We start from the raw sequence: 23,215 nt of genomic DNA on the forward strand, positions 1-23,215 counted from the left end.
GGTTTTTAAATGAACAATACGCAACCAGAACAAGATAAAACAGCACAGCCTGAAGCAACTCAAAATGCTGATGTGCTGTTTTATGTATTAAGCACCACTGAGCCTCAAGCTAGAGAGGCTTTTTTAAGCAAACTACTTAATACAATTTGGAAACAACAGCGATTATGTGATGTGCGTTTTGCAAACCTACAAGATGCACAACGATATGATTTAACGTTATGGGATGCTAAACCACAAAGTTTTATTCACCATGGTGTAGAAAACAATGTAAAAGCTCCCATCCAACTATTTGGTGAGGATGTTCAACCGAAATGCAAAGATGTGCTTATTAATTTGCATCCAGAATTCCCAACTATTCACAGTCAATATCAAAGAACCATAGAGATACTTGACCAGTCGGACTATTTAATCAAAATGGGTCGAGAACGTTGGAAAACATACAAACAAGCTGGAATTGAACCCACTATTCACAAAATTTAATAAATACTTAAATTAATCATTTATAAATCATTAAATACTCAATTTAACTCACAATTTACCAGGCCTGGTATTCCCTGTGGTCGACTATGCTTTTTAAGCATAGGGTAAATTGTTTTTAAACAAAAAAACATAGCCTAAATCCACTCTCTACATTATGATAGAAATTCAAATTGTCTATATAGTTATACGTATTTAGCTTTTGTTTTTTCATTATTTATATTGCTCTGGAGTCAAATTTTCATGGATATTACCCAATTACTTGAATTTAGTGTGCAGCAAGGGGCCTCGGATTTACACCTTTCTACAGGCCAGCCCCCTATTATTCGTATTGATGGTGATGTACAACGTATTGAAGCCCCCGACTTAGAACCAGAACAATTACAAACCATGATTTACGACATTATGAATGATGAACAACGTCGTGGTTTTGAATCGGAACTTGAATCCGATTTCTCATTTGAACTTCCTGGTATTGCTCGATTCAGAGCAAACGTATTTATCCATAACCGTGGTATAGGTGCCGTTTTTCGTACCATTCCAAGTAAAATCATCACGCTAGAACAACTTGAAGCTCCTGAGATTTTTAAAGCAATCTCTAGCTTTCCTCGTGGTTTGGTTTTAGTTACTGGCCCTACCGGGTCTGGTAAATCAACAACCTTGGCCGCCATGATTGACTATATCAATAACCGAGATGCAGCTCATATTCTAACGGTAGAAGATCCAATCGAATTTGTTCACAAACCCATTCGCTGCTTGATTAACCAACGTGAAGTACATCGTGATACCAAAAGTTTTACCAACGCTTTACGCTCGGCGCTTCGTGAAGACCCCGATGTTATTCTAGTTGGTGAGATGCGTGACCTTGAAACCATTCGTTTAGCCCTTACTGCAGCTGAAACGGGTCACTTGGTATTTGGTACTTTACATACCAGTTCTGCGGCCAAAACCATTGACCGTATTATTGATGTTTTCCCTGCTGAAGAAAAAGAAATGGTTCGTGCCATGCTGTCTGAATCTTTGCAAGCGGTTATCTCTCAAGCCCTTCTTAAAAAGACTGGCGGTGGGCGTATTGCCGCACATGAAATAATGTTGGTTAATTCAGCCATACGTAATCTAATTCGTGAGGCAAAAATACCTCAAATGTACTCTGTTATTCAAACGTCAAAGGCAATTGGCATGCAAACCATTGACCAAAATCTTCAAGATTTAGTGGCTCGCAACTTAATTTCTCGCGATGACGCTCGCTCCAAAGCAGTGAATAAAACACTCTTTCAATAAAAAACATTAAGGCAGCCAAACGCGTTTAGACAACCTCCAAAAAAAAAAGCAGCACAAAAAACGGATGTTAAGCAACAATCAAATAAGTGGTATTCAATGATGAACCAGCAAGAAAACTTGACCGAACTTCAAAAACTGCTCGTCTTTTTTAGTCAAAAAGGTGGCTCTGATCTGTTCATTACAGCAGGTCGTCCAGCGACAATGAAAAAAGACGGCAAGTTAATTTCGCTAACAGAAGATAGACTGACAGCAGAAGCTTCACAAGCTTTAGCTTACCAGATTATGAATCATGATCAGCTTGCAACCTTTCAAAACACACAAGAAAGTAACTTTGCCTACCATATCAGTGGGATTGCTCGCTACCGTGTAAATGTATTTATGCAACGTGGAACACCAGGCATGGTCATTCGTTCGGTACATACCGAAATCCCTAAATTTGAAGACTTAAACTTACCGGCCATATTGAAAGAAGTCATTATGGATAAACACGGCTTAGTGTTAATCGTTGGGGGTACAGGTTCTGGTAAATCAACCACTCTTGCTAGTTTGGTTGATGTACGAAACTCAACCCGAGATGGTCATATCATTACCATTGAAGACCCAATTGAATTTATGCACAGCCATAAAAAGAGTATTGTGACTCAACGCGAAGTAGGCGTAGATACCGACAGTTACGACAGTGCTCTTAAAAACACACTAAGACAAGCACCCGATGTTATCTTAATTGGTGAGATTCGAAGTCGAGACACCATGGAACACGCCATTGCTTTCTCTGAAACGGGTCACTTGTGTTTATCTACTTTGCATGCCAACAACACTAACCAAACCTTAGACCGAATTATTAACTTCTTCCCTGCTGACCAACGTCAGCATATATTGATGGATTTATCGCTTAACCTTAAAGCAATCGTATCACAAAGATTGATTCCTAAAATCGGTGGAGGCCAAATTGCTGCAGTAGAAGTTTTAATCAATACTCCACGTATTGCAGAACTGATTTTTAGCGGTAAAGTAAATGAAATCAAACAACTCATGCAAAACTCAAGTGCGTTGGGAATGCAAACCTTTGACCAAGCTCTATTTGATCTGTATGAAAATGGCTTAATTACCTACAAAGACGCACTTAGAGGTGCCGATTCTATGAATGATTTACGCCTAAATATCAAATTAAATAGTAAACTGCCACAACCCCAAGATGAGGAAAGTGACTTAGCTTCAGACGCTATTTCATTTAGCTTAAAACAAGATAACAATTAGAAAATTTTGCACACGCGAGAGCCGTTAAATTAAACTCCGTAAAAAGCTTAAAAACTTGTTAAAACCCAGCAAATACCATAAAAGCATTTGCCGTTTTAATTTGTTTTTGGTCAGTTGCTTAAGCTTCAATTAACTTAATAAAGAATGTACATGCTTTCAAAAACTTTTTGGCTATTTATTTTAGCCACTTACCAGGCCTGCTTTTTTTATGCCTCAGCGGCAACACAGAGCAATAGCCAACTGCCAATAACAATAGATAAACAATCCAACACAAATCAAGCAATAAAATCCTATTGCCGTGACTTGTCAAAGAAACTCCGCACCGTTAAATACAAAGGGTGTTTAGAGCTTGGTTTAAAACCAACAGGGTTCAAAAGTGTTCAAGGCAGGATATTAACTGAACGACACTTTAAGCCGGATAGAAAATTTAAAGACCTTCCTAAAGGACGTATTCTATTTATTAGTGGTATTCACGGAGATGAATATTCGGCTATAAGCATGACCTATTTATGGATGCAAAATATGGTCAATAATCAAGATCAGACTCGTCAACATTGGCTATTTTTTCCTTTAGTGAATCCAGACGGGTTATTTCGTAATCCTGCCACACGAATTAATGCAGATAATGTTGATTTAAACCGAAACTTTCCGTCACCTGATTGGGATGAATTAGCCATAGACTATTGGAAGAAATACTATAAGAAAAACAAAAGAAGATACCCTGGACCAGCCGCTAATTCCGAACCAGAAACTCAATGGTTAGTTAGAACCATTCAAGAATTTAAGCCGGATGCCATTATCTCTATTCATGCTCCATACGGCCTATTGGATTATGACGGGCCAGATCATGCCGTACCCAATAAAATTGGTGGTTTAAAACACAGGGAATTAGGAACTTATCCTGGATCATTAGGTCGTTATGCAGGGGAATATTTAAATATACCTGTGTTAACCTTAGAGCTACGTTCTGCGGGTTCAATGCCTAGTCAAAAAGAGATTTTTACTATGTGGCAAGATGTTGAAAAATGGACTATGACTAAAATCCAAGGTCTAGATGACAAAACGGTTCAGCAGGCATATAACAAAACCAACCCAGTACCAAAAGGCATGACACAGAATTGAGACATTTAAGACAATAAAGGTAAGTTACTGATACCTTCAAAGTAAAAAATTAATACAAATAAAAAAGCCCAGTTAGCTATCTTTTTAAGACTTCTAACTGGGCTTTTTATTGACTACGATAATTACTTTAATCTTATTTGGTAGCAACCTGAATACTATTTTTAGACTGTACTACAACTCTCCAATCTCCCTCTGCATCTCGTTTCCAATACTGTTGTACCAATGTATTTTTTTCAGTTCCTGGAAAGGTAATGTAAAAAAGATTCTCTTCATCCGGATAACGATAAACACTAACATCTTGCCAATTTACTAAATATTGATTATCAGCTAACCAACCTTTTACATCTTGCAATAGTTTTTGTTTGCTCTCTACAAAACCAGAGTTGGTATGTTTACGGTCAACAATAAGTACTGGGGTAGAATATGGGAGCTGATAATCTGCAAGTAAACGCTTCATAGCGGTGTTGTTTAAAACAACACAACCACGGCTTGCTCTAGGGGCACGAATATAAGTATCACTTGGTACACCATGTAACCAAATACCAGAGCCTGTTTTACCGTGCTTTTTATCCCAATCATTTGGATAATTAAGTGGTAGAGCACCTACACCATATAAATCAGGCAAAGAAGAGTCAGGTAATAGATCAACTATATGATATACACCAACAGGCGTTCTCATATCGCCCTCTTTTTGCTTGCCACTACCTTTACGACCCATTGTGACGTAATAGTCGGCAACACGTTCCATCTTACCTTTACTATTTCGTTCAAAAAGATATAAACGACTTTCCTCTAAAGACACTAGTACAATATTTTTTTGATGAGCTGTTTTTAAAACAAAATCATCAAAGTTTGCCGTATTCTTAAGGCTTTCTTTAGAAAACTGCCAACGTACTTCAGCCTCTGAAAGTAAACGCTCAATTGAATTTGGGTATTTATCATAAATCTGTTTTTGCAGGCCAGTTTGACCAGTTTTAGCGGCCAATAAATCTGCTTTTATTAATTGGGCTAGCTTATATTTTGGATGTTCTTTTTCAAGCTCAGAGATATTAGATAACGCATTATCAAGCTGCAAATTATGAATATCATTTAAGCTAGCTAGTAGCTTTTGTTCCGCTTTAATAACTTCATCAGCCATAGCATTATTAAACACACCTGATGCAACAGAGAGACTCATGCCCACAGTTATAGCGACCAATGATTTTTTAAACTTTGCTCGCGGCAATAATGGCATTGATGGGTTCTTATTTTTGGTCATACATTACAACCTCTTGAACAATCTTCCAAACTCCGTCTTTTTTATTCCAAAGCAATACTTTATAAACATCATCTTTAAAACGGTCTGAATGATATCTTTGTAAAAAGCGGGTACGAATCATCTTATCTGAAATTGGTGTTATTTGAATATCATCTAAAAAGATTTTAATAAATTTAGGGTTTTGTAAACTACGGTAACGACTTTTTTCCCAAGTAGAATATCTCATGCCATCTTTGGGAATAAAATTGGCTTTATCATAAAATGACAAGTATGACTTTACATCTTGACTTACCCAAGCTTGACGCCACTGTTCAATAGATTTTTTAACCAAACGTACTGAATCTGCATTTTTAACATCAGTAATGACATTATCTGTTGGCAGGCTAGCCTGCTTAACATCAAAATATAACCATTTTGTTTTGGGTTGATTAACAGGCGTATCTTTAAAGATTTTTTGATACGCTTTTTGAGCATCGTATGCATAAATTTGATTAAGATTATCTAAGGTAATGGCAACTTGAGGGTCTGCCTGAAGTGCGGAATCTAATCGTTTTTTTGCATTTTCATATTGGTTTTGTTTCATGTAAATAACGGCAATATTATTTTCTATAGCACGTTTTAATTCTGGCACTAATTCACCTGATTCATCAAGTGTATTCCAAATTTTTAAGGCTTGCTCAAAAGAGCCTTTTTGTGCCAAAGTTAAACCTTGCTGAAACTGTTCAGCTTGCTCCGCTAAACGTTTTTTATCTGCATCATTGGCCGATACCGACAAACTAACGACTAATAAACCAACAGCCATAATACAGAGCTGCAAAACCTTTTTAATTGTAAAAGCTGTATGTGTGTGTATTTGATGCATAAAAACCAATTTAAACTATGTTTTAAATTTTAAAAAAGACGTAGTATTTTAGCGTAAATCACCGATACCAACCATATTTGTTTTTAATGTTTTTACCTCATCACGTAATTTTGCCGCCATTTCAAAATCTAGCTCTTTAGCCGCTTTATACATTTGTTTTTCTAGTTTTTTAATTCGCGACGCCTGTTCTGCAGGAGAAAGCCTTTTTTGCGGAGTATATTCAGCATTTTCTTCAGCTACTTTTTGAGATTTACCAGGCCTGGTTGATTTAGCCGCATAAGGTGAATCTTCTAAAATATCGCTAACTTTTTTATTGAGACCTCTTGGCGTAATTCCACGTTCTAAGTTATATTCAATCTGTTTGGCTCTGCGGCGCTCTGTTTCATCAATAGCCGTTTTCATGGACTTGGTGATTTTATCGGCGTACAAAATAGCTTTACCTTCAACATTTCGAGCTGCACGACCAATAGTCTGAATCAATGAACGTTCGGAACGTAAAAAACCTTCTTTATCGGCATCCAAAATGGCCACTAACGCTACTTCAGGAATATCCAAACCTTCTCGCAGTAAGTTAATCCCAATTAAGACATCAAATTCACCCAAACGTAAATCACGAATAATCTCAATACGTTCAACGGTATCAATATCTGAGTGCATATAACGCACGCGAACATTATGATCCTCAAAGTATTCGGTTAGGTTTTCGGCCATGCGTTTGGTTAAGGTTGTGACCAAAATTCTTTGCCCTAAATCAGCACGCCACTTAATTTCACCCAATAAATCATCCACCTGAGTGCTAGCAGGCCTTACTTCAATAATTGGGTCTAATAAACCAGTTGGTCGTACAACTTGCTCTACCATAGTAGAACAGTGTTCGGCTTCGTATTTACCTGGCGTGGCAGAAACAAAAATACTTTGCGGCATAGCACGTTCAAACTCTTCAAACATCATGGGGCGATTGTCTAAAGCGGATGGTAAGCGGAAACCATATCCCACCAAGTTCTCTTTTCTTGAACGATCACCTTTATACATACCGCCAATTTGCGGAATGGTCACATGACTTTCATCAATAATCAGTAATGAATTCTTTGGAAAATAGTCCATTAAAGTTGGTGGCGGTTGCCCTGCTTCTCTGCCCGATAAATATCGTGAATAGTTTTCAATCCCCGTGCAATAGCCAAGTTCAACCATCATCTCAATATCAAGTTTAGTTCTCTCTTCTAAACGTTGAGCTTCAACTAATTTATTCATTGAACGAAGCTCTTCAAGACGTTCTTTCAACTCAACCTTAACTTTTTCAACCATTTCAAGAACACGTTCTTTTGGCGTAACATAGTGCGATTTTGGATAAACCGTTACCCGAGTTGGACGAGTTAACACCTCTCCGGTTAAGGGATCAAACCAAGAAATACTCTCAACTTCATCATCAAACAATTCTATTCGTACGGCATATTCTTCCGCTTCAGCTGGAAAAATATCAATAACATCGCCACGCACTCTAAAGTTACCACGCCATAGTTCAATATCATTGCGGTTGTATTGCATAGACGTTAAGCGGGTCAAAATATCACGTTGAGTAATTTTATCTCCCAAACGAAGCTGTAATATCATCTTGAGATACATTTCAGGATCACCCAAACCGTAAATTGCAGAAACGGTGGCAATCAGAATCACATCTTCACGTTCTAATAACGCTTTAGTGGCTGATAAACGCAATTGTTCTATCTGTTCATTAACAGATGAATCTTTTGAGATATAGGTATCGGATGCAGGAACATAAGCCTCTGGCTGATAATAATCATAGTATGAGACAAAATACTCTACCGCGTTATTAGGAAAAAACCCTTTCATTTCACCATACAACTGGGCTGCTAGCGTTTTGTTATGTGCCAGAATAATGGTGGGTCTTTGCACGGTTTTAATAACGTTTGCTATCGTAAATGTTTTACCCGAACCAGTAACTCCTAAAAGGGTTTGATAGGCCTCTCCATCCTGGATTCCTTCAACCAATTGTGCAATGGCAGTTGGTTGGTCACCATTGGGTTCATACTGTGAAACTAATTGAAACGCTTTTGACACATTTTTTCCTTTAAAAACACCTATAAAATCCAGTAGAATGGAGAGTAACAACTTTTGGGTAATTAGCCCACTATTATACCCGCTCAACCACCTGTGGAGAAATTCAATCAATGGCCATCTTATCTGACCGTGTAAATCGTGTAAAACCCTCACTTACGCTTGTAATCACTGCCAAATCCCAAGAATTAAAGCGTGCTGGGAAAGATATTATTAGCCTGGGTGCCGGTGAACCAGACTTTGATACACCCGATCACATCAAAGCCGCGGGGATTGCAGCTATCCAAAATGGTCAAACGCGTTATACCGCAGTCGATGGAACCGCAGATTTAAAAGAAGCGATCATTGCCAAGTTTAAACGTGATAACGGGCTAGACTACCAAATGAATCAAATCCTGGTCTCTTCAGGTGGTAAACAAAGTTTTTATAATCTTTGCCAAGCTCTGTTAAATGATGGTGATGAAGTCATTATTCCCGCGCCTTATTGGGTTTCTTATCCTGATATGGCATTGCTAGCAGGTGGAGAGCCAATTATTATTGAAGCGGGTATTGAACAAGGCTTTAAAATTACCGCAGCTCAGTTAGAAACTGCAATTACTTCTAAAACAAAAATGCTTGTTTTAAATAGCCCATCTAACCCAACAGGAGCGGTTTATACTGCTGACGAGCTTAAAGCGATTGGTGATGTGTTAGTTAAACATCCTAATATCATTATTGCTTCTGATGACATGTACGAGCACATCATGCTAAGTGATGCCAAATTTACGAATATCTTAGAAGTTTGCCCAGAGCTATATGACAGAACAGTTGTAATGAACGGTGTTTCTAAAGCGTATTCAATGACAGGCTGGCGAATTGGCTATGCTGCTGGTCCAGCTGACCTTATTACTGGTATGCGTAAGGTACAATCGCAAAGTACATCTAACCCTTGTTCAATTTCTCAAGCTGCCGCGGTAGAAGCCTTAAATGGTTCACAAGAGTGCATTCAAACGATGTTGGTTGAGTTTAAAAAACGTCACTTATATGTGGTTGAGCGCATTAATTCTTTGCCTGGTTTCGAATGTATTCATGCAGACGGAGCATTTTATGCGTTTATGGATATCTCTAAGGCGATGGAGATGAAAGGTTATGAAACGGATGCGGAATTTGTTGAAGCCATTCTTGAACAACAATTAGTCGCCGCAGTTCCCGGTTCAGCATTTGGTGCTGATAAACATATGCGTTTCTCATTTGCTACTAGCATGGAAAACTTAATTAATGCCATTGATCGTGTTGAAGCATTTATGAACTCTTAGTTTAAAATATTAAATTTATTTCTCAACACGACTTTACACTTTTACAGGCCTGGTAATTTATTGATTTACCAGGCCTGTTTAATTTAAAACTCTAGTCTCTATCCGCTTTATCATCTTTATAACCGTTCCGTACTCTTAAAAATACAGGAAAACGTGGCAAGCCTTTTTGTGTTAACCCCATATACTGAAAAGTAATCACACTGCCAATTTTGGGTGGATGTAACCTTTGATAATTACTTAAACCGCTACCCACTTTAATGATTGGTAGCTTTTTTGTATTCAACGTATTCAACTTAGGAAATAGTCTTATTACCTGCTCTGGAATTAATTCACACTGAATTGCTCCTACCAGGCCTGTAAATTTACCAAGTCCTTTTGTGTAAGATTTCACAATGCATTCCGCATCTTGCTTTTGTTTAATTTTTAAGGCGGTTGATAAACGCCCTGTTTTGTATGCCGTGGTTGGATTTCTCACAACTAAGCCTTCGCCACCTAATGCCAATATTTGCTTAAGCTTTTGCTCTACATCTTGATTAGACTGAATGTGTTTCTGCTCTATGATTTTAATAAAGGAATTTGGCGTGTGTTTTAAAAAGCCTTTAAGTATCGATAATCTTTTCAACAAACCACCCTGTTGATTGGGTACTTCAAAAATATTATAAGTAATCTGCTTCCAGCGATTATCTGGCGTTTGTTGACGAACAATCGACACCGCTTCTTGAAACCTACCTCTCGCCAACCAAAGCTCACCATCCAACTCAAAAGGCGGAAAATTTTGGATAAACCACTTTGGTGTATTAAAAACATTACCTTGACGACTAATGAGATGTTTACCATCCCAATAAGCACGCACACCGTCCAACTTTTCACTCATTAGCCAACCCGTTATATCCTGATTAGGCTGATATGTTTTTAAAAGCATTAAATTGGGAGCGGTGGAATTAACGAGTTTATCTTGTGGCTCGGTTTTATCTTCGGCTTTATCTTGGGCTTTTGCAGGCTGAGAGATAAAAATAAAACTGAACAAAATTAAAAGTCCAAAAACAAAAAAGCCTGGCAATTTTACCAGGCCTGTAGAGTTATTATTCTTTGCAAGCATTGTAAACAAAGACATCTGTGTTCGTCTCGATTTATTGTCTTTATTTACTATCTTTAAATCTTACATCAGCAGAAATTTTAGCCAATGTTTTTTCACCAATCCCTTTTACAGTCAATAAATCTTCTGGTTTAGTACATTTTGATTTTTTGCAGTATTCAGAAATAGCCTTAGCTTTAGAAGGCCCAATACCAGAAAGTGCAGAAGAGATCTCCTCTGGTGAGGCTTTATTGACATTAACAGGCGATGCAAACGTGGCAAAGCTCGCTAGAGATAAAAACGTTAATACAAAAGCTGACGTTAAATTCTTAATCATTTTAATATTCTCCAATGTTTTTAAATAAAAACTTACATAAGCCCATGTTTACAAACACAACTAAAACATTGATAAAACAGAGGCTAAAAAAGAGAATAACATAACCAAATTATAATTTAAGTATTTTTTACACCCATGTAAGCATATAAAGAAACCTACTACTGAATATAATCCACAATTCCTGACGTGTGTTTAAACCCAGAAACCAGCTGCTCTAACTTTTTAGACACGCTGCTATACTCATGATTTACTAGAAGCTTAGAGATTAAATCCAATTCCAGTTTTAAAGCCTGATAATCAATATAATCCTCATGTGCTTTCATAATTCTAGGATGATCGGTACCATCGACATTTTCACCAATCAATAACTCTTCAAACAACTTCTCACCAGGACGCAGGCCGGTGTATTGAATCTCAATATCGCCATGCCCTTCAGAATCTATAATTTCAAGTCCAGAAAGTTTAATCAACTTTTCAGCTAGATCTGCTATTTTGACTGGCTCACCCATATCTAAAACAAACACATCGCCACCAACACCCATTGAACCAGCCTGAATGACTAATGAAGCCGCTTCAGGAATCGTCATAAAATAACGAGTAATCTCTTTATGAGTCACCGTTACAGGACCACCATTGGCAATTTGTTGTTTAAACAACGGAATAACTGAGCCAGAAGACCCTAAAACATTACCAAATCTCACCATCACAAAACGTGTATGTGGATATTCATCTTGTAAAGCCTGCAAACTTAGCTCTGCCAAACGTTTACTTGCTCCCATAAAATTGGTGGGACGTACCGCTTTATCGGTAGAGACCAAGACAAAGTTTTTAACACTATTTTCTGCCGCCACTTCTGCTACGGTTAAGGTACCAAAACTATTGTTGTATATACCTTCAGCAATATTATGCTCAACCAATGGCACATGTTTATAAGCGGCCGCATGATAAATCGTTTCAACTTGGTATTGTTTAACCAAGCTTTCTAACTTAGCCTTATTTTTAATATCGCCTAATATCGTGATTAACTCTATCCGTTGATTAGCTATAGCATTGAGTTGATTCAGCTCCTGCTGAATTGAATACAAAGCAAATTCACTCAACTCAAAAATAATTAACTTTTGTGGTTTGTGTCGAATAATTTGTCGACAAAGCTCTGAACCAATTGAACCACCGCCCCCTGTTACCATAACGACTTTATCGGTAATACATTGGCTTAATAAGTTGTCTTGTGCCGGCACGGCATCTCTACCTAAAAGGTCTTCAATGCTCACTTCTCTAACATCAGAAAAAGAGACGGTTCCATCAACAATTTCTTCCATACTTGGAAGCGTAGACACTTTAATAGGAAATGGAGCCAACCAATTTAATACCACTTTACGCTGTTTAGAGTTCATACCCGGCGTAGCAAGCAATATCTCTTTAACTTGAAAACGATTAATTAATTCTTGTAAATCCGTACGTTGATAGACCTTAATAGCACCAATTTTTTGCTGGTATAAACTCTTATCATCATCAATAAAAGCCACCACTTTTTTATGGGCAATTCCAGAAAGAGCCTGCATTAATTGACGACCAGCATCACCTGCACCAAAAATCACAATGGATTCAGATTGCTCACTTTCGCCATTTAATCTGAGCAAGAACCATCTAATGATTAGACGAGAACCCGTTATATACAATATGGCCATTAACCAAGCAATAATTAACGCAGAACGCGGGTAAGCTAAATCCAACATTAAAATCGCCGTTGACCAAATCAAAAAACTTAACGATACCGCAGTGAATACAGTAAAGACAAAACGGTGTGTAATGTAACGAACAACAGCTCGATAAAGCCCTAATCGAATAAAAACTGGCAAGGCTAAAAAAGGCAAAACAACAATAGCCAAAGCAAATTGGTGTGGCAAATCTATTGTGCCTAAACGTAACCACACCGCTATTAAAGAGATCAAAATAAGGCTAACAAAATCCGTTGCTACAGAAATCACTCTTTTTTGCCAACGCGGTAATGGAATTAACCAATCAAAACTAAACATTAGTGTGAAACTCCATCACGCTTAACGACTTTTAAAAAAGTAAGCCAAATAATATAAATATCAAACCAAAAACCTTGCTTAGACATATATTCAACATCTAAAGCGACTTTTTCAGGAATCGGCAATTCATCACGACCATTAACCTGTGCCCAACCTGTTAACCCAGGAATTAATTCATGCACACCTTGCTGAGTTCTTAATTCTATTAAATCATCTTGATTAAACAACGCTGGGCGTGGCCCCACAAAACTCATATCACCTTTTAAAATACACCAAAGTTGTGGCAACTCATCTAAACTCGATTTACGTAAAAAGTTACCAATTGGAGTCAATACACTTTTAGGATCTTGTAAAAGATGGGTCGCTACGGCAGGAGTATCAATTTTCATACTACGAAACTTAGGCATTTTAAAAATTGTATTATTTATACCAACCCGATCAGACCAATATAAAACAGGCCCTTTTGAAGTCAGTTTAACCAATAATGCCACAATCACAGCGGGAACAATTAACAGGCTAAAGGCAATGAGAGCCAAAAAAATATCAAAAATTCTTTTCATTTATTTCTTTTCACTTATGTAAGCTTGAGCGGTTTTCTTTAATTGCTCATCCATCGACGTGACAGGCTTCCAGCCAAGTAGATCACGAGCTTTAGAGCTATCCACCTGCAAAGAACCAAACAGTCGATTAGCCACATCGCCTTTACCTAATAACTTTGCCATAAAAGTCATTATGCCAACAGGTATAGGAAGTAACATTGCTTTTTTGTTAAACGCTTTAGCCACTTTTTTTAATAACTGAGTAGTAGAAACATCCTCACCATCAGAAATCAAAAAAATCTGATTCGCCGCTTTTGGTGATTTTTCTCTATCCGCACACAAAGCAATAAAATCCACCAAGTTATCTAATGCCACTAAGGAGCGTTGGTTATGAATAGAACCAAAAGGTAGAGGAACACCTTTTTTAACCCATTTAACCAAACTGCCAAAATTACCAGGGGCATTAGGAGCATAAACCAATGGAGGGCGAACAATCACCACCTCCATGCCTGTTTCTTTAGCAATATCCAACAAGCCATGCTCAGCCTCTAATTTAGATATCGCATATAAGTCATGAGGAGCGGGCTCATCTTGTTCTGTAAACGGCTTAACATTGCTATTACCATGAACACCAATTGAGCTTAAAAAAACAAAACGCTTAACACCAGATTCTGCCGCCAAGCGAGCCAAAGCTAAAGTCGCATCTCGGTTTACTTTACGATACTCCGCCAAAGGATCTTCCGCAGCCTCACGCATAATATGCGCCCGCGCAGCGGCATGCGCAATCACATCAATATTCTCTAACATCAATTCGAGTGAAGCACAGAAATTCACGTTATCACCGTCATTGCGAGAAGCGGAGCGACGTGGCAATCTATCCGCAACAACCAATGAATTCAAATCCCCCACCACTGACTCAACCCCATCTGGCAAACCAACCGATCCATTGCGAACCAAAGCCACAGCTTCAATCCCATCCGCTACAAATCGCTGCAACAATGTCGTACCCACAAAGCCTGTTGAACCTGTCAAAAATACCTTCATTAAAATACCTTAATAGATTAACTTTTCGTAAGAGATTACTGCAGAACACGAAGTCGTTAGATATCTTCGCACGGCACAAATAACTCTAAATAGACAATGGCTATTCATAATGACTCCAAAGACGAATAATTTTGATTACTTTGTCTTGCTCTATTACCTGGTAAACAATACGGTGCTGGATATTAATGCGCCTTGAATAGGTACCATTTAAGTCACCTACCAATTTTTCGTAGCGTGACGGAGAAATAAAAGGAGCTGCTTGAATTAAATAAAGAAGTGCTTTCGTTTTAGGCTTTAACCCGCTCGCATTCAATTTTTTTGCATCTTTTAATTCTTGCTTGGTATAAACCAGATTCCAAGCCATGCGTTTACCAATCTAACTCAGTAACACGTTCATTCGCAGGCGTGTTTACACCCTTCAACAATCGATTCACGCATCCCAGGCATATTCAACAAAAACAAAGTTTCATTAATGGAACTCCAATCGTCTTCAGAAATAAGCACTGCTTGCCCTTTTTGCCTGTTATTGTAATAGGTTTATGAGATTCGTTTACCTGGGCAATCAATCCATAGAAATTTGTACGTGCTACTGTTGAATTAAGTGAAGTCATCTTTAAACTCCTTAAATAAATAAAACAAATTGTACGCTGTAACGTATACCTAGCAAGTACTATTAAGAGACTTTTCCGCGACACAAAGAACTCGGCTGTAGAGACGAAAACTAAAGATTATCCAATGAAGCTGGAAACGGCGTAGGAATTTGAGTAATGTCGCTATATTGTCATTGCGAAGAGTGTCAGCGCGATGTAGCAATCTAACTCAACCCCCTGTAAACCCGCCACCCGCTACAATATGCCCCACTTTACCTGTCACTAAAATCATCACTTACATTTGCGAAATACTTTATGGATGAACTTAATCGGCAAGCGAGTCAGGATAACAAGCATATTTGAGTAAATACCATTTACTCTTAATGCACGAACTTGCTCCTTAGACGACACCCAGTAACTTTTCACCCCAGAAGTACTTACCCCTCCTTCACGCATTCGCACAAGTGTTTTATTCAACTTAACATACAACGACTTATGTACTAAAAACGCACGTACAAACCATTCAAAATCCGCGCCGATTTGATATCCTAACTTATAAAGCCCTACTTTTTCATAAGCCGAACGTTTTATAAATGCCCCTGGATGTGCAGGCATAAATCCAAAACGCATTTTCCACGGTTTAAAATGAAACGAAGAATAAAACCTTACTGGCCAGTCTAAATTATAGGGATGAACAAAATCCACATTCCCTAAAACCATATCAACATCTGGATTCGCTTCAAAAGCTTCCACTACATCTGAAATAACGAAGGAGTTTGGATAAAAGTCATCCGAGTTTAAAATCCCAATCACATCCCCCGAAGCCAAAGCCAAACCTTTATTCATCGCATCATATATCCCCTTATCTGGTTCGGAAATAATATGAGAAACAGCTCCCCTATACTCGTTTATGATTGAAATCGTTTGGTCAGTAGAGGCCCCATCAATGATAATATATTCAATATGAGGATATGATTGGTTCAATACAGATTCGAGTGCTGACTTTATAAAACGAGAAGAATTAAAACAAACTGTAATAATTGATATTTTGGGGGGCTTCATTTAGCGTTTACCTAATGTCCAATTCTTTTTTTTCAAGTCATAAAACCATATATTTTTAAAGAACTTACTCCTTAAATTCGCATCCAACCCCCAAAAGAATAATTCGTAAATCACTTCAAAACAAGTAAATATACTCTTTCTATCGACAAAACCACTTAATTCATTCCAATAATCATTTATATGTTCAGACTGTTGTCCCTCATGGACTTTAAAAATTCCTAGAGGAGATTTAACTATTTCTAAAGTTGCACGTTTAGAAAAGCTGAACCAAAGGAAATAATCACCTGCAAGCTTTAACTGCCGTAACTTTGCTAAATTTATTGTTGAGTTCAACTCCCTTGACCAAAAGGTTGATTCCTGTTGTATGTAAGGTAGTAATTTCCCGTATACTCCTTTTGAAACCAATCCGCGTTTATAACGAAAAGGAAGTTCAACTCTTGTAATAATATTATGGTCATTACAAACACTTCTATAACCCGTTAGCCAGTCCACATTATTTTTTGACATAACATCTGAAACAACTTCTAAAGCATTTTCATACAAAAGATCACCAGCATTTAGATAACCAATAATATCACCAGTAGCCAACTCTAGCCCCTTGGCTAAGGCATCATACATTCCATTATCTTTTTCAGAGATAAAATAATTAACTGTTTGCGGATATTTTTTTATTAAATCAATAGTTCCATCAGTAGAACCGCCGTCAATAATAATGTATTCAATATTGTGATAGGATTGGTTTTTAATGGATTCTATAGTCTCAGTTAATAATTTCTCTCCATTAAAGACTGGAGTAATAATTGTAAATTTCACTTTCACGCTTACCTTATTGAATTAACTTCCTAATTCAAGTTTAAACTAAGACAAATATTTTGTTCTTGTCCATGACTTTAGTTTTTTAGCAAAAAAGATATTTGCTTTAAGCTTTCTAACTAGAAACAAATACAATAGATGAATACCATCCACTATCGATAACTTCAACTTACATTTAATATTAATCTTTTCAACCTCGTCCAATAATTCCAGTTTTGTATAACCCTGAATTTTTAAGACACTCTCATCAATACTCGATAAATAATCAAATGCAATTTTTCTTCTTAATCTTGTTGAAAATGTAATTTTCCATTTCTGTAGGGAATCTTTGCTAACCGTGTTATAGACTTTAACACCTGTAGGATCCCCCATTCGACCACCCGTATTTTGAATAGAAAAATCTTTTAGCATCTCTTCTTCAAAACTTAAATCTAAATATTTACAAATTTCACTCGTATAAAAAGTCGGATCTTCTACAAATTTTTCATACTGAATACCAAATGCATTACCTCCTAACACTTGATAACCTTCTGACAATAATTTAGGCCCCTCGTTTAAATCCGTATCATATGCATACATTTTATTGAAGCCACCATTACTCCATGTCTGCATCATTGAACTCATTACATGAATAGGGTTACGAAATAAAAAAATGAATTTAGCATCAGGAAACACTTTTAATATCTCAGGAATAATCAAATAATATCTTGGTGTTTTATCTAGAAAGTAAAGTTCATTATTTTTGCACTGTTTTCTATAAAGAGTACTTGCAAATTCTCCGACAGCTTCATAATAATCGCCCTCCTTATTCGGCAGGTTATCAATAAAGTCTTCTATAGCTGAAAAGGATACATTATGGCTATATTCCGTTAACACCCCATTTGGTTTATAGGCATAACTAAACGGGAGCATTATCCAAGGTTCTGCTACACTTGCAATTTCCGAGTGAGACATTAATACACGTTGTAATAGCGTTGAACCAGAACGAGGTAAAGAGAATAGAAATATAGGGGATTTCATTTAATTTTATCTTTTAATGATTTGAGCATAGGATAGATACCAGCCTTTCTAGAAAGCTCGGTGAACTGACTTTTTAAACTACCACTTCTGAACTTAAAATTTGCCTTTCTAATTTGTTCGTTTACTTTAGGTTTTTTTTCAAATACAAAACCCTCAGTCTTGCCCCATAACTTCATATGATGAAATTTACTACTTCTTCCACAATGTTCACCACTTCCATCATGACCAATATTTTGAACAAGAGAGTAGCGAGGGTAAACGGTATACTGAGAGTTCAACAACTGATGATACATACACCTTACATCGCCTGCTTGCAATGAGCCTACAACCTCTTGCTGTACCATCCGCATTACATCACTGCCTGCAACATACATTCTTTTCTGTTTTGATACTCGTTCAAATTCAGCTTTATCAATGGGTCTATTAATCACATCGAGCGTTCTTCGATACAGCCCCATCCCCCAAGCACAATTTCGTGGCAACACAAAAAAATCCTTATTGTATGTATTTATTATTCTTATAGGCGGACAATATCCCGTAATACTTAATATTTCTTCATCATTCTCATAAAAATCAAGAGCATCATTCATGAACCGTAAAAAACCTGGAGCCGTGACAATATCCTCTTCTAGAAAAATCATTTTTCCACAAATTCTAAGGACATCGTCCATGCCAGAGCGGTTATTAACAATACGATCATTCGTATCCCGCTCAAACACATGAACCGACTTAAATCCATCAATCTCTTTCAGGTAACTACGCACCGCCAATACTTTTTCTTCGTCTCCTGGCTTGGGAGCATCAGAAAAAACATACAGCTCACTTTCCTTTGCTAAAGTGTTTCCCTGTAGAGCTTTTATAGTTTGCTTTAAATGGTTAAGCCTACTATATGTACTTATTCCAATCGGTACTAATTCCACCCCTCCCCCTTTTTAAAATTCAACAAATATATTGGATTCACTGATCTTATCATCGCCCATGTACTAGTTCGAAGTGGCCGCCAGAGAAACGAAAATACCCATGTACTCAAGGCTTGGGCAGAAAGAGTTGCTATGGCTGCCCCTGTGATACCTAGCGTTGGTATAAGCAATATGTTTACAGTTACATTTAATATCACTGCAATAATATTGTTATACAATCTATATTTTTGTAAATCTTCGCTTACCATCCATATCCCTCGAGCTAATGCCTGAGATATAAAGATGCCATTCCATATATTAAAGACTAAAGCCCCATAAGCTCCAATATAATCCTCACCAAAAAGAAGCTGTATAATATCCTCTCCAAATATTATAGTAACCAGTCCGACAGCTACACCCATCCAGAACATCAGCGAATAAAGTTGTATTAATCTACGATGATATGACTCGCTACTTGTCTCGCGTAAATTGACAAAATATGGCATCAGAGTACTTACCAAAATAGCGGGGATAAATATCCAAAACTCAGCAAGTCTTACTGCGACACTATATATTCCTACTTGCTCAGTATCTAGCATATTTCCTATCATAACTTGGTCTATTTTCATATGAATAGATATAAGAAATACACTTAAAGCTAACGGCCAAGAAAATTTCAAAAGCCTTATGGCTATTTTCTTACTAAATCTCCACTTGCGTATGCTCCCACCTGTTTTTTTATAAACAAATACTAAAAAAGCTCCGGAAAGTGCCAAATTTATGGTGTTTGCCAAGGCGAAATAAATCACATCATACTCATAAACCAATAAATAAACATTTAGCAAGCTACTTAATATAAAAGCACTGTTTCTAGCTATAACAACATACTTTGAGAGGACTTTAGACTGATAAAAATAATCTATCACATCAAGCGACTGAAAAACAAACCCGGCACTAATGATAAATATAACTATTTTTGTAGTTGAATCAGCCTCAACAAAAAAAAGCGACACATATATACTAAATATGGAGACAACAGACCCAATCAACTTAAGACCAAAAGCAGTACCCAGAAAGTAGCTTGTGAGCTTTGGTTTTCTAACAATTTCTCTTACTATAATTTGGTCAAGCCCTAGCTTTACAAAAAGCAAAAAAAACGCCGTATATGCCAAAGCGTAGTTCAATACCCCAAAATCACTTGGCCCTAGATACCTTGCGATCCAAATACCTATAAATAGACCACCAAATATCCTTATGCCTTTATCAAAAAAAAGCCAAATTAAATTTTTAAGGATCTTATTATTTGTCACTATTATTCATCTAAAACCTTTCTAAGGACGTTTTACATTCGAATCTGATTACTTTCTGAACCTCAACATCTAAATTATTTTCCATTTAAATATCACGTTTTTACTTTAAGACTCGATTAGTTTTTTTTGTTTGTTCTGAACAAGGAAGACCAAAAAAACTAAATATTTTCTTTATTTCATCTTCTATATTTGTTTTAATGTTTTCGTGTTGAAATAGTTAAAGTTCCTATATTTTTCTTAAAATTCAATATACTGCAACAGAACTTGTTCCCCATTATTAAATCCCCAGAATTCTTCAATGGAGTTTTTTCTACACTTGCCACTTCTCCATTCATCAAGCCGGACCAGAAGGCACTCAAATGTTTTAGGGCTAGTTTACACCGTTATTGTGGGGAAACAGCCATCACTCACACCGCTCAACAGCCTAACCCTATCCTTAAAGGCCTATTTATGCAGATTACTCTACACTGGAAATTGAATCCGCTCTTTACGCATATCGACCTCAAAATGGCCGCATTCTATCAGTTAATGATCTCGGCCACAAAGTCGGGGGATTGTTTCAGATTTAATCCAAATTTGTGCAATCCACTCACGAAATAAATAACCGCAACAACCAGGAGAGTCAAGCCAAAGAAAATGACTTCAAAACTTTTCAACGGGCGTAAAAAACCATAGTCATTGACTTGACCCCCTGTATAAGCAACCTGCCGTCCAAGCATTGGACTCAAACCTAAATCCAATAAATTCAAAACCGACTCAACCATAAGCTTCTCCGTTTAGGTATTGTAAATACAGTGGGGTAATGACAATACCAATACATAACAACATATGATTGGCCTAAATAATTGGCAGAATATTTTTGCGAAGACTACTCATTTATAGAATCATAACTCTAAATTATAATATTGTTTAGGCAAATCTAGTCCTACCATTTTAGAAAAATCAGCATTTTCAGATTCATAAAATATCTTCATTTCTTTCAAATAAACCAAATCGGCATCATAAGAAATTTTTACAGGATTTAATTTAGCTAATTGCTGAGCTTTTGTAGTGAGCAACCTCTTTATCCTAATATCAAAAAACGAATCTGCAACTTGAACATGTCTAAATTTAGAAAAATATTTATTCAAACGATGATTATCTGCAAATTCAAACATAGAACCCCCCAAATCATGAGGGTATTTCTTGTTTAGATGTTGTTTATGATATAGTTCCGAAGAAGTTAAAGGTGCGTTACTATGGCCCAAATCTTTTATTCTAGGCTTTACCTTCAAAATTGAGTCCAATTTACTTAAGAGTTCAGGGTAGCCATCCTTCGTACAAAGCGCCCCTGTTTCATCTCTTATTTCTTCAGCAATAATTATTTCAATATTTTTCGAACCAAATTCTTGTGCAAACACTTGATATAAATTTTTATAACTAAAATCATAAAAGAAGCTTCTGCTTTTATATAAAAACAGATAGTCAATATATTCCCTATAAGTGCCTGGATATCCTATCTTTATGAATTCTCTATACATCGACTTTATTAGATCTGCTTGATTTCTAATAACCATTAGTATCTTTGTATCATCACCAAACAACAACCTCAAGCGTCTTGCCTTAGTTGTTATATCAATCATATCTGGTGTAAAGGTAAAAGAAAGTAATTCTAATGAAGCACCAAAAGCCACGGAGCCATTCTTTGTGGCCTTATCTTTATGCTTTTTAATAATACCTCTGAACTTCTGCTCGCTTATAGAATATTCATAATCTCTTGAATAAAGTAAGTAGTTTTCAAACAGTACATTAATGTCATCGTCGATATAGTCGATTAAGGAGCCATTGCCGACTCCTAAATGATATATATCTTGGTGTTTTGAAAAATAATACTCTTGCAATGTTGATGATAGATTTTTAGGCATTCCTATATGTAAATAATTAAGCACAATTACTCCTTACTGCAATTCCGAAACCACTAGCACCAAAAGAGTTTCCGTTATACAACATCACAAACTTATCATCGGAAAGCCTTGTTATTGAGCAATATTCAATCATTTCTGAATCCCAGCCTTCTTCAGATGTAGAAATACCTTCTTTTTCATCATCTCTCGTCCAGTTTATGCCATCTTGAGATATCGCATAGCCTATAGTGTAGTGTTCCCCATCTTTTGAACGATAGTTAATACTACCTCGAGTTGAATACCACATATGATACAAACCATTTTCTTTTACGACCCAAGGTCGCCCAATAGCCTCCCCTTCAAATTTATAGTCAATTACAGGTGCCGTTGTTTTACTCCAGTGGATTCCATCAATAGATTCTGCATACCGTATCAAATACAAGGGTTCAGGTTTACCTTCAACAATAGTCCACCCCGTACACGATACATACCACATTTTAAATATTTCTTCATCTCTGATAACGCATGGAGCGGTATTAAAATATATTTCATCAAGTCCCCTATCAAGTAAAGGACCCTCTGAATACTTCTTAAAAGTTCTCCCCCTATCAACACTTATTGCCAATCCAATTGACAATCTATATGAAACGGTTACTTGAGGATTCCATGCGATATAGTACATGTATAGACTTTCACCCACCTCCACTATACTTGACGGCATAATACCACTATCATCAAAAGTGCCAAGCGCACCGTGCTCTAGTAATGGAGTCTTTTCTACATACACAACACGTCTTGAATCAAAATCATAATCTAAATAAAATGGATAAGTCTTTCCGTCTTCATCTCTCGCTGAAAAATAAATTCTTTGAACGGCTCCATCTCCTGATTTATATATAAATGGAATTTGAGCATGTGAAAACATCTTTGAACTCTCACCATTTGCACAAAATACTTTACCTTGTTTTAACCAATTCAA

General features: G+C 36.9%; 22 protein-coding genes. 5 read left to right on the top strand and 17 right to left on the bottom strand.

Going from position 1 to position 23,215, the window contains the following annotated elements:
- The first annotated feature begins 9 nt into the window (after positions 1–9).
- The 4 genes from ACORJQ_RS11545 to ACORJQ_RS11560 all read left to right on the top strand — a co-directional run bounded on the left by ACORJQ_RS11545 (position 10) and on the right by ACORJQ_RS11560 (position 4,137).
- Positions 10–480: a DNA polymerase III subunit chi gene (locus ACORJQ_RS11545; RefSeq protein ID WP_321324684.1), complete on the top strand. Its 471-nt coding sequence runs from the start codon at positions 10–12 to the stop codon at positions 478–480.
- Positions 481–720: 240 nt separating this feature from the next.
- On the top strand, positions 721–1,758 hold the full coding sequence (locus ACORJQ_RS11550) for a type IV pilus twitching motility protein PilT (protein ID WP_321324686.1): 1,038 nt from the start codon (positions 721–723) through the stop codon (positions 1,756–1,758).
- Between the two features lie 99 nt (positions 1,759–1,857).
- A complete protein-coding gene (locus tag ACORJQ_RS11555; protein ID WP_420719583.1) occupies positions 1,858–3,015 on the top strand; it encodes a PilT/PilU family type 4a pilus ATPase in 1,158 nt (385 codons plus the stop codon).
- A gap of 150 nt (positions 3,016–3,165) precedes the next feature.
- Positions 3,166–4,137, top strand: coding sequence for a DUF2817 domain-containing protein (locus ACORJQ_RS11560; RefSeq protein ID WP_321324690.1), 972 nt, complete (start codon positions 3,166–3,168; stop codon positions 4,135–4,137).
- A gap of 133 nt (positions 4,138–4,270) precedes the next feature.
- Here the strand turns inward: ACORJQ_RS11560 and ACORJQ_RS11565 are convergent, their stop codons facing one another.
- The 3 genes from ACORJQ_RS11565 to uvrB all read right to left on the bottom strand — a co-directional run bounded on the left by ACORJQ_RS11565 (position 4,271) and on the right by uvrB (position 8,336).
- Positions 4,271–5,395 carry a L,D-transpeptidase family protein gene (locus tag ACORJQ_RS11565; protein WP_321324692.1) on the bottom strand — a complete coding sequence of 375 codons (1,125 nt, stop codon included), beginning with the start codon at positions 5,393–5,395 and terminating at the stop codon, positions 4,271–4,273.
- Complete coding sequence (locus ACORJQ_RS11570; RefSeq protein WP_321324693.1) at positions 5,382–6,197, bottom strand: L,D-transpeptidase Cds6 family protein; 816 nt, start codon at positions 6,195–6,197, stop codon at positions 5,382–5,384. The genes ACORJQ_RS11565 and ACORJQ_RS11570 overlap by 14 nt, the downstream gene beginning before the upstream one ends.
- Positions 6,198–6,305: 108 nt before the next feature.
- A complete protein-coding gene (gene uvrB / locus ACORJQ_RS11575; RefSeq protein ID WP_321324695.1) occupies positions 6,306–8,336 on the bottom strand; it encodes an excinuclease ABC subunit UvrB in 2,031 nt (676 codons plus the stop codon).
- A 110-nt stretch (positions 8,337–8,446) separates the two neighbouring features.
- Here uvrB and ACORJQ_RS11580 point away from each other — a divergent pair, with 110 nt between their 5' ends.
- A complete protein-coding gene (locus tag ACORJQ_RS11580) occupies positions 8,447–9,628 on the top strand; it encodes a pyridoxal phosphate-dependent aminotransferase (protein ID WP_321324697.1) in 1,182 nt (393 codons plus the stop codon).
- Positions 9,629–9,719: 91 nt separating this feature from the next.
- Here ACORJQ_RS11580 and ACORJQ_RS11585 read toward each other — a convergent pair whose 3' ends face one another.
- The 14 genes from ACORJQ_RS11585 to ACORJQ_RS11650 form a co-directional block, all read right to left on the bottom strand.
- Positions 9,720–10,742, bottom strand: a complete 1,023-nt coding sequence (locus tag ACORJQ_RS11585) for a DNA ligase (protein ID WP_321324699.1) — start codon at positions 10,740–10,742, stop codon at positions 9,720–9,722.
- Positions 10,743–10,767: 25 nt separating this feature from the next.
- Positions 10,768–11,040, bottom strand: a complete 273-nt coding sequence (locus ACORJQ_RS11590) for a ComEA family DNA-binding protein (RefSeq protein WP_321324701.1) — start codon at positions 11,038–11,040, stop codon at positions 10,768–10,770.
- 158 nt (positions 11,041–11,198) lie between these two features.
- Positions 11,199–13,076 (bottom strand): polysaccharide biosynthesis protein, encoded by a 1,878-nt coding sequence (locus ACORJQ_RS11595; RefSeq protein ID WP_321324703.1) that lies wholly within the window; start codon positions 13,074–13,076, stop codon positions 11,199–11,201.
- Positions 13,076–13,636 (bottom strand): sugar transferase, encoded by a 561-nt coding sequence (locus ACORJQ_RS11600; RefSeq protein ID WP_321324705.1) that lies wholly within the window; start codon positions 13,634–13,636, stop codon positions 13,076–13,078. The genes ACORJQ_RS11595 and ACORJQ_RS11600 overlap by 1 nt, the downstream gene beginning before the upstream one ends.
- Positions 13,637–14,659 (bottom strand): NAD-dependent epimerase/dehydratase family protein, encoded by a 1,023-nt coding sequence (locus ACORJQ_RS11605; protein WP_321324707.1) that lies wholly within the window; start codon positions 14,657–14,659, stop codon positions 13,637–13,639.
- Positions 14,660–14,759: 100 nt separating this feature from the next.
- Positions 14,760–15,023 carry a Txe/YoeB family addiction module toxin gene (locus tag ACORJQ_RS11610; RefSeq protein ID WP_321324709.1) on the bottom strand — a complete coding sequence of 88 codons (264 nt, stop codon included), beginning with the start codon at positions 15,021–15,023 and terminating at the stop codon, positions 14,760–14,762.
- Positions 15,024–15,540: 517 nt separating this feature from the next.
- Positions 15,541–16,311, bottom strand: coding sequence for a glycosyltransferase family 2 protein (locus ACORJQ_RS11615; protein ID WP_321324710.1), 771 nt, complete (start codon positions 16,309–16,311; stop codon positions 15,541–15,543).
- Positions 16,312–17,124 (bottom strand): glycosyltransferase family 2 protein, encoded by an 813-nt coding sequence (locus ACORJQ_RS11620; protein WP_321324712.1) that lies wholly within the window; start codon positions 17,122–17,124, stop codon positions 16,312–16,314.
- A 45-nt stretch (positions 17,125–17,169) separates the two neighbouring features.
- Entirely contained in the window at positions 17,170–18,144 is a 975-nt protein-coding gene (locus ACORJQ_RS11625; protein ID WP_321324713.1) for a sulfotransferase family protein, read from the bottom strand.
- Complete coding sequence (locus ACORJQ_RS11630; RefSeq protein WP_321324714.1) at positions 18,141–19,064, bottom strand: glycosyltransferase family 2 protein; 924 nt, start codon at positions 19,062–19,064, stop codon at positions 18,141–18,143. Before ACORJQ_RS11630 ends, ACORJQ_RS11625 begins: the two co-directional genes overlap by 4 nt.
- Positions 19,055–20,353: a flippase gene (locus ACORJQ_RS11635; RefSeq protein ID WP_321324717.1), complete on the bottom strand. Its 1,299-nt coding sequence runs from the start codon at positions 20,351–20,353 to the stop codon at positions 19,055–19,057. Before ACORJQ_RS11635 ends, ACORJQ_RS11630 begins: the two co-directional genes overlap by 10 nt.
- Before the next feature lie 521 nt (positions 20,354–20,874).
- Complete coding sequence (locus ACORJQ_RS11640) at positions 20,875–21,117, bottom strand: hypothetical protein (RefSeq protein WP_321324719.1); 243 nt, start codon at positions 21,115–21,117, stop codon at positions 20,875–20,877.
- A 120-nt stretch (positions 21,118–21,237) separates the two neighbouring features.
- Positions 21,238–22,281, bottom strand: a complete 1,044-nt coding sequence (locus tag ACORJQ_RS11645) for a hypothetical protein (protein WP_321324721.1) — start codon at positions 22,279–22,281, stop codon at positions 21,238–21,240.
- Complete coding sequence (locus ACORJQ_RS11650; protein WP_321324723.1) at positions 22,274–23,215, bottom strand: glycoside hydrolase family protein; 942 nt, start codon at positions 23,213–23,215, stop codon at positions 22,274–22,276. The genes ACORJQ_RS11645 and ACORJQ_RS11650 overlap by 8 nt, the downstream gene beginning before the upstream one ends.

The organism is Thiomicrorhabdus sp. (genome assembly GCF_963662555.1).
Taxonomy (GTDB): domain Bacteria; phylum Pseudomonadota; class Gammaproteobacteria; order Thiomicrospirales; family Thiomicrospiraceae; genus Thiomicrorhabdus.

Coding starts and splice junctions, on each gene's coding strand:
- ACORJQ_RS11560 (WP_321324690.1), top strand. CDS start 3,166: ATGCTTTCAAAAACTTTTTGGCTATTTATTTTAGCCACTTACCAGGCC.
- ACORJQ_RS11615 (WP_321324710.1), bottom strand. CDS start 16,311: ATGAAGCCCCCCAAAATATCAATTATTACAGTTTGTTTTAATTCTTCT.
- ACORJQ_RS11590 (WP_321324701.1), bottom strand. CDS start 11,040: ATGATTAAGAATTTAACGTCAGCTTTTGTATTAACGTTTTTATCTCTA.
- ACORJQ_RS11570 (WP_321324693.1), bottom strand. CDS start 6,197: ATGGCTGTTGGTTTATTAGTCGTTAGTTTGTCGGTATCGGCCAATGAT.
- ACORJQ_RS11585 (WP_321324699.1), bottom strand. CDS start 10,742: ATGTCTTTGTTTACAATGCTTGCAAAGAATAATAACTCTACAGGCCTG.
- ACORJQ_RS11580 (WP_321324697.1), top strand. CDS start 8,447: ATGGCCATCTTATCTGACCGTGTAAATCGTGTAAAACCCTCACTTACG.
- ACORJQ_RS11565 (WP_321324692.1), bottom strand. CDS start 5,395: ATGACCAAAAATAAGAACCCATCAATGCCATTATTGCCGCGAGCAAAG.
- ACORJQ_RS11625 (WP_321324713.1), bottom strand. CDS start 18,144: ATGAAATCCCCTATATTTCTATTCTCTTTACCTCGTTCTGGTTCAACG.
- ACORJQ_RS11600 (WP_321324705.1), bottom strand. CDS start 13,636: ATGAAAAGAATTTTTGATATTTTTTTGGCTCTCATTGCCTTTAGCCTG.
- ACORJQ_RS11605 (WP_321324707.1), bottom strand. CDS start 14,659: ATGAAGGTATTTTTGACAGGTTCAACAGGCTTTGTGGGTACGACATTG.
- ACORJQ_RS11640 (WP_321324719.1), bottom strand. CDS start 21,117: ATGGTTGAGTCGGTTTTGAATTTATTGGATTTAGGTTTGAGTCCAATG.
- ACORJQ_RS11545 (WP_321324684.1), top strand. CDS start 10: ATGAACAATACGCAACCAGAACAAGATAAAACAGCACAGCCTGAAGCA.
- ACORJQ_RS11595 (WP_321324703.1), bottom strand. CDS start 13,076: ATGTTTAGTTTTGATTGGTTAATTCCATTACCGCGTTGGCAAAAAAGA.
- ACORJQ_RS11555 (WP_420719583.1), top strand. CDS start 1,858: ATGAACCAGCAAGAAAACTTGACCGAACTTCAAAAACTGCTCGTCTTT.
- ACORJQ_RS11610 (WP_321324709.1), bottom strand. CDS start 15,023: ATGGCTTGGAATCTGGTTTATACCAAGCAAGAATTAAAAGATGCAAAA.
- ACORJQ_RS11550 (WP_321324686.1), top strand. CDS start 721: ATGGATATTACCCAATTACTTGAATTTAGTGTGCAGCAAGGGGCCTCG.